Genomic DNA, 5513 nt, shown 5'->3' on the forward strand with positions numbered 1-5513 from the left:
CACCCCCGCCACCACCGGCCCGGCCACGGGCGGAAGGTTCACCGGAACGCCGCAGAGTGGCCGTCGGCTGCGGCGTCGGCGCGGTCATCGAGACGTACGACTTCATCGGCTTCGGCACGGCGGCCGCCCTGTACTTCGGGGACGTCTTCTTCCCCGGCTCCGAGCCGCTGGCCGCGACGCTGCTGTCGTTCGCCACCTTGGGCATCGGCTTCGCCGCCCGCCCCCTCGGCGGCATCATCGCCGGCCACCTCGGGGACCGCATCGGCCGCAAGCCGGTCCTCGTCGGCTCCCTGCTGGTCATGGGCGTCGCGACCGTCCTCATCGGCTGTCTGCCCACGTACCAGCAGATCGGCCTGTGGGCACCGATCCTGCTGGTCATCGTCCGCATCGTGCAGGGGCTCGCCTTCGGTGCCGAATGGGGCGGCGCCATCCTGATGACCTTCGAGCACGCCCCATGGCGCAAACGCGGTCTGTACACCGGCATCACGCAGGCCGGATTCCCCGTCGGACTGCTGCTCTCCAACCTCGCGTTCCTGCTCAGCACGCGCACGCTGGACGGCTCCTGGGCCTGGCGCGTCCCCTTCCTGCTGAGCGCCGTACTGATCGTCGTCGGCATCCTCATCCGGCTGAAGATCGACGAGTCGCCGGAGTTCGAGGAGCTCAAGGAGTCCGGCGAGGTCGCCAAGAACCCGCTCCTGGAGGTACTCCGCGACGACTGGCGCAACGTCCTGCGTGCCTTCTGCCTCCGAGTCGCCGAAACCGCCGGCTACGCCGTCTCCGTCACGTTCGTCCTGTCCTACCTGGACGACGACACCGCGCCGAACGTCTCGGGAACCGTCTCCCTCACCGCCCTGGTGACGGCCGCGGCCCTCGGCATAGTCGCCACCACCTTCTGGGGCGGCCTCTCCGACCGCATCGGGCGGCGCCCGGTGTACCTGCTGGGCTCGGCGGTCACCCTGCTGTGGGGCGTACCGATGTTCCTGCTCGTGGGCACCGAAAGCGCGGTGCTGGTGCTGCTGACCTTCATCGTCAGCTACTGCATCTGCCAGAACGCCCTCGCAGGCGTGCAGGGTGCCTGGTTCTCCGAGCTGTTCGCCACCAAGACCCGTACGGCCGGCACCTCCCTCGCCTACCAGCTCTCCGCGGTCGTCTCCGGCTTCACGCCCATGATCGCCACGGCGCTGTACTCGGCCACCGGCTGGGCGGGGCCCGCTGCCCTGTTCAGCTTCTACGGCCTGCTCGGACTGCTGGCGACGTTCGTGACCCGTGAGACCTGGGGCGCACGGGACCGGGCAGCGGCTCTCCGTGCCGAGAGCGAAGAGGCGCCTTCGGCGATATCCGCCCCTGCCGGAGCCGCGGGCCAGTGACCGGCGGCCCCCTGCCTCGACCGATCCCGACGCCCGCCCCGCGTTCGTCGTCACCTCATCACCAAGGAGCACGGGAAGTGACCTCCACCGAAACCACCCTCAGCCCCGGCCTCGCGCCCGCCGCCGGGAGCGGTACCGACCGGACCCAACGCATCAGCGCCCTGCACGACGCGGCCTACCGCATCCGGCGGCACGCCCTGGACATGGGCGAGGTGCAGGGCCAGGGGTACATCGGGCAGGCCCTCGGCGTTGCGGATATCCTCGCCGTCGCCTACAAGGACGTACTCAACTACCGCGCAGACGAACCGGGTTGGGCGGAACGCGACCGCTTCCTGCTCTCCATCGGCCACTACGCCATCGCTCTGTACGCCGCGCTGGCCGAGGCCGGAATCCTGGACGTCGAAGAGCTGGCCACGTACGGCAGCGACGACTCGCGGCTGCCCATGTCGGGCATGGCCTCGTACACGCCCGGTATGGAGATCTCCGGCGGTTCGCTCGGCCACGGCCTCGGCGTCGCGGCGGGCATGGCGCTCGGACTGCGCCACCAGGGCAGCACGGCACGCGTGTACAACCTGCTCTCCGACGGTGAGCTCGATGAGGGGTCCACCTGGGAAGCCGCTCTCGCCTGCGCCCACCACGGCCTGGACAACGTCACCGCCATCGTCGATGTCAACGCCCTCCAGGCGGACGGCCCCACCGCGGGCGTGCTGCGCACCGAGCCCGTCACCGAGAAGTGGGAGGCGTTCGGCTGGCACGCGATCCGGGTGGACGGCAACGACATCGACGCGCTCGTCACCGCCTTCGACGCCCTGCGCGCGCACCGGGGCTCGCCCTCGGTACTGATCTGCGACACCCGCATCGGGCGCGGCGTGCCCCTGCTGGAGACCCGCGAGAAGGCGCACTTCATGCGGGTCGAGGAGCACGAATGGCAGGTCGCCCGCGACCAGTTGGCCCAGTCCCACCACTCCGCCCGGAAGGGAACCGACGCATGAACGCCGCCACCGCCACGAACGCACCGCGCAAGCTCACCACCTCCGCCATGATCGCCTCAATCGCCGAGGAAGGGCAGCGCACTGCCCGCGCGCCCTTCGGTCACGCGCTGACCCGGCTCGCCGAAGAGCGCCCGGAAATCGTCGGGCTCTCCGCCGACCTGGCCAAGTACACCGACATGCACATCTTCCGAGAGGCCCATCCGGGCCGGTTCTTCCAGATGGGCATGGCGGAGCAGTCCATGCTGGGCGCCGCCGCCGGCCTGGCCGAGGTGGGACTCGTACCGTTCGCCTCCACGTACTCCGTCTTCGCCACCCGCCGCGCGTACGACTTCCTGTGCCTGGACATCGCCGAGCCCGGCCTCAATGTCAATGTCGTCGGCGCGCTGCCCGGCCTCACCACCGGCTACGGTCCCAGCCACCAGGCCACCGAGGACCTGGCCATCCTGCGTGGCATGCCCGGCCTGACCATCGTTGATCCCGCCGACTCCGTGGACATCGAACAGGCCGTCCCGGCCCTGGCCGCCACTCCGGGGCCGACCTATCTGCGGCTGCTGCGCGGCGCCGTGCCGACCGTGCTCGACGAGTACGACTACCGCTTCGAAGTAGGACGGGCCGCCGAGCTGCGCACCGGCCGCGACGTGCTGTTCATTTCCACGGGCCTGATGACCACACGGGCGCTGACCGCGGCGAAGGAACTGGCGGACGACCACATCGATGCCGCCGTACTGCACGTCCCGACCATCAAACCGCTGGACACCGAGACGATCCTGCGCGAGACGGCGAAGGGACGGCTCGTGGTGACCCTGGAGAACCACACCGTCATCGGCGGCCTGGCCGAGTCCGTGGCCTCGTGCCTGGCATACGCCGGTGCGGGCGTACGCATCGTACCGATCGGCCTGCCCGACGCGTTCCTGGCCGCGGGCGCGCTGCCCACCCTGCACGACCGCTATGGGCTGTCCGTGGCCGCCATCAAGGCGCGTGTCCGGGAAGAACTGTGACGGCCGGCCCCTGCCCCGGCCCCGGCATTCGTGCCACTTCACCCAACTACCGCTGAGGAAAGTACACATGACGACGAACGACGCTCCCACCCCCCGCACCGCCATCGTCACCGGTGCCGGCTCCCCCCGCGGTATCGGCCGTGCCACCGCGCACGCCCTGGCCGCCGACGGTTACCACATCGCCGTGCTGGATGTGGACAAGGAGGCCGCCGAAAACACCGCGCGGGAGGTGGCACAGGCGCATGGCGTGCAGGGGCTGGGCCTCGCCGCCGATGTGACCGACCCCGACGCGGTGGACGCCGCCATGACCGCCGTCGAGGCCGCCCTTCCACCGGTCGGGGCGCTGGTCAACAACGCCGGTATCACCTCGCCGACCCGTTTCCTCGACGTCTCGGCCGAGGAATGGGACCGCATCTTCGATGTCAACGTCCGCGGCAGCTTCCTCGTCACCCGCCGAGTGGCCCCCGGCATGGCAGAGCGCGGCTTCGGCCGCATCATCCACCTGTCGTCCGTCTCGGCCGAACGCGGCGGCGGGGTCTTCGGCGGTGTCGCGTACTCGGCCGCCAAGGCGGCCCTGCTCGGCTTCTCCCGCGCCCTGGCCCGGGAGCTCGGCCCCTCCGGCGTCACCGTCAACTCGGTGGCCCCCGGCCTGATCGACACCGACATCACCGCGGGCAAGCTCGATCCGGCACGCAAGGCCGCCATGGTCGAAGACATCCCGATGCGCCGCGCCGGCAGCGTCACCGATGTCGCCGACGTCATCGCCTTCCTGGCCCGCCCCGCATCCGGTTACCTCACGGGCGTCACGTACGACATCAATGGCGGGTCACACATCCACTGAGGTGCGTACGTCGCAGCCGAGCGGCCGGGTCGGCGGTGCTCGCGGCGTTGCTCGGAGCGCGGCTCAGAGCAACGCCTCGGCGGTGAGGGGCAGTTCGCGGATGCGGCGGCCCGTGGCGTTGAAGACCGCGTTGGCGATGGCGGGGGCCACGCCGACGTGGACGACCTCGCCGAGTCCCTTGACGATGCAGATTCAGGGGACTCCCATACGCCTTCGCATCAGGTGGATCAGGGCTCGACGAGGACCTTGAGGCTGTTGCGGTCGGCCATGTCCTGGTAGCCGGCCGGGACGCCGTCGAGGCCGGTCGTGGCGTCGAAGACCTTGCCCGGCTGGATGGTGCCGTTGAGGATGTCGGGCAGCAGTTCCTCGATGTAGGCACGGACCGGTGCCGGGCCGCCGGCCAGTCGGATGTTGTGACGGAAGAGGCTGCCGAAGCCGATCGGCGCGTCCTCGTACTGCGGTACACCGACACGGCTGATCACGCCGCCCGGGCGAACGGTCCCGAGCGCCTGCTCGTATGCGGACATGTGGCCGACGGCCTCGATGACCACGTCCGTGCCGTGGCCGCCCGTGAGCTCGCGGACCTGGGCGATGCCTTCCTCGCCACGGGCGGAGACGATGTCGGTGGCGCCGAAGTCCCGGCCGAGATCGGTGCGCGCCTTGTGGCGGCCCATGAGGATGATCTGCTCGGCGCCCAGGTACTTGGCCGACAGGACACCCAGCAGGCCGACGGCGCCGTCACCGATCACCGTGACGCGGGTGCGCTCGTTGACACCGCCCGCCACGGCGGCGTGGTAGCCGGTGCCGAGGACGTCCGAGAGGGTCAGCAGGGACGGGATCAGGGCGGAGTCCGCCGCGACGGGGAGCTTGACGAGGGTGCCGTCGGCGAGCGGTACGCGGACGGCTTCGGCCTGGCCGCCCTCCGCGGGCTCGGTGTCCCAGAAGTTGGCCTGGGCGTGGGAGCAGGAGGTGTGCAGGCCCTCGCGGCAGAACTCGCAGGTGCCGTCGGAGATGGCGAAGGGAGCGACGACCAGGTCGCCCTTCTTGACCGTGGTCACCTCGGAGCCGGTGGCCTCGACGATGCCGATGAATTCGTGGCCCATCCGTGCGGGGCCGTTTGCCGGGGACATCGCGCCATAGGGCCACAGGTCGCTGCCGCAGATGCAGGACGCGGTGACGCGGACCAGCGCGTCGGTGGGGTGCTTGACGGCGGAGTCCTGGACGTTTTCGACGCGGACGTCGCCGGCGCCGTACATGAGGGTTGCGCGCATCGGGGGTCTCCGATCGGGGTGGTGCTTGATGGGGGTACTTGGTG

The 5513-nt window shown here is 70.4% G+C and carries 5 protein-coding genes; 4 read left to right on the forward strand and 1 reads right to left on the reverse strand.

Annotated elements, in window-relative coordinates; translation table 11 throughout:
• The 4 genes from CCS38_RS00470 to CCS38_RS00485 all read left to right on the forward strand — a co-directional run.
• A partial coding sequence (locus tag CCS38_RS00470; RefSeq protein ID WP_223731172.1) for an MFS transporter occupies nt 1-1367 on the forward strand: 1367 nt, incomplete at its 5' end.
• A 77-nt stretch (nt 1368-1444) separates the two neighbouring features.
• Nucleotides 1445-2359 (forward strand): transketolase, encoded by a 915-nt coding sequence (locus CCS38_RS00475; RefSeq protein ID WP_223731173.1) that lies wholly within the window; start codon nt 1445-1447, stop codon nt 2357-2359.
• A complete protein-coding gene (locus CCS38_RS00480) occupies nt 2356-3357 on the forward strand; it encodes a transketolase family protein (RefSeq protein WP_223731174.1) in 1002 nt (333 codons plus the stop codon). The genes CCS38_RS00475 and CCS38_RS00480 overlap by 4 nt, the downstream gene beginning before the upstream one ends.
• A gap of 67 nt (nt 3358-3424) precedes the next feature.
• Nucleotides 3425-4198 carry an SDR family NAD(P)-dependent oxidoreductase gene (locus CCS38_RS00485; protein ID WP_223731175.1) on the forward strand — a complete coding sequence of 258 codons (774 nt, stop codon included), beginning with the start codon at nt 3425-3427 and terminating at the stop codon, nt 4196-4198.
• 227 nt (nt 4199-4425) lie between these two features.
• Here the strand turns inward: CCS38_RS00485 and CCS38_RS00490 are convergent, their stop codons facing one another.
• A complete protein-coding gene (locus CCS38_RS00490; RefSeq protein ID WP_223731176.1) occupies nt 4426-5469 on the reverse strand; it encodes an alcohol dehydrogenase catalytic domain-containing protein in 1044 nt (347 codons plus the stop codon).
• Nucleotides 5470-5513: the final 44 nt, after the last annotated feature.

The sequence above is a fragment of the Streptomyces purpurogeneiscleroticus genome (assembly GCF_020024005.1).
Classification (GTDB): Bacteria; Actinomycetota; Actinomycetes; order Streptomycetales; family Streptomycetaceae; genus Streptomyces; species Streptomyces purpurogeneiscleroticus.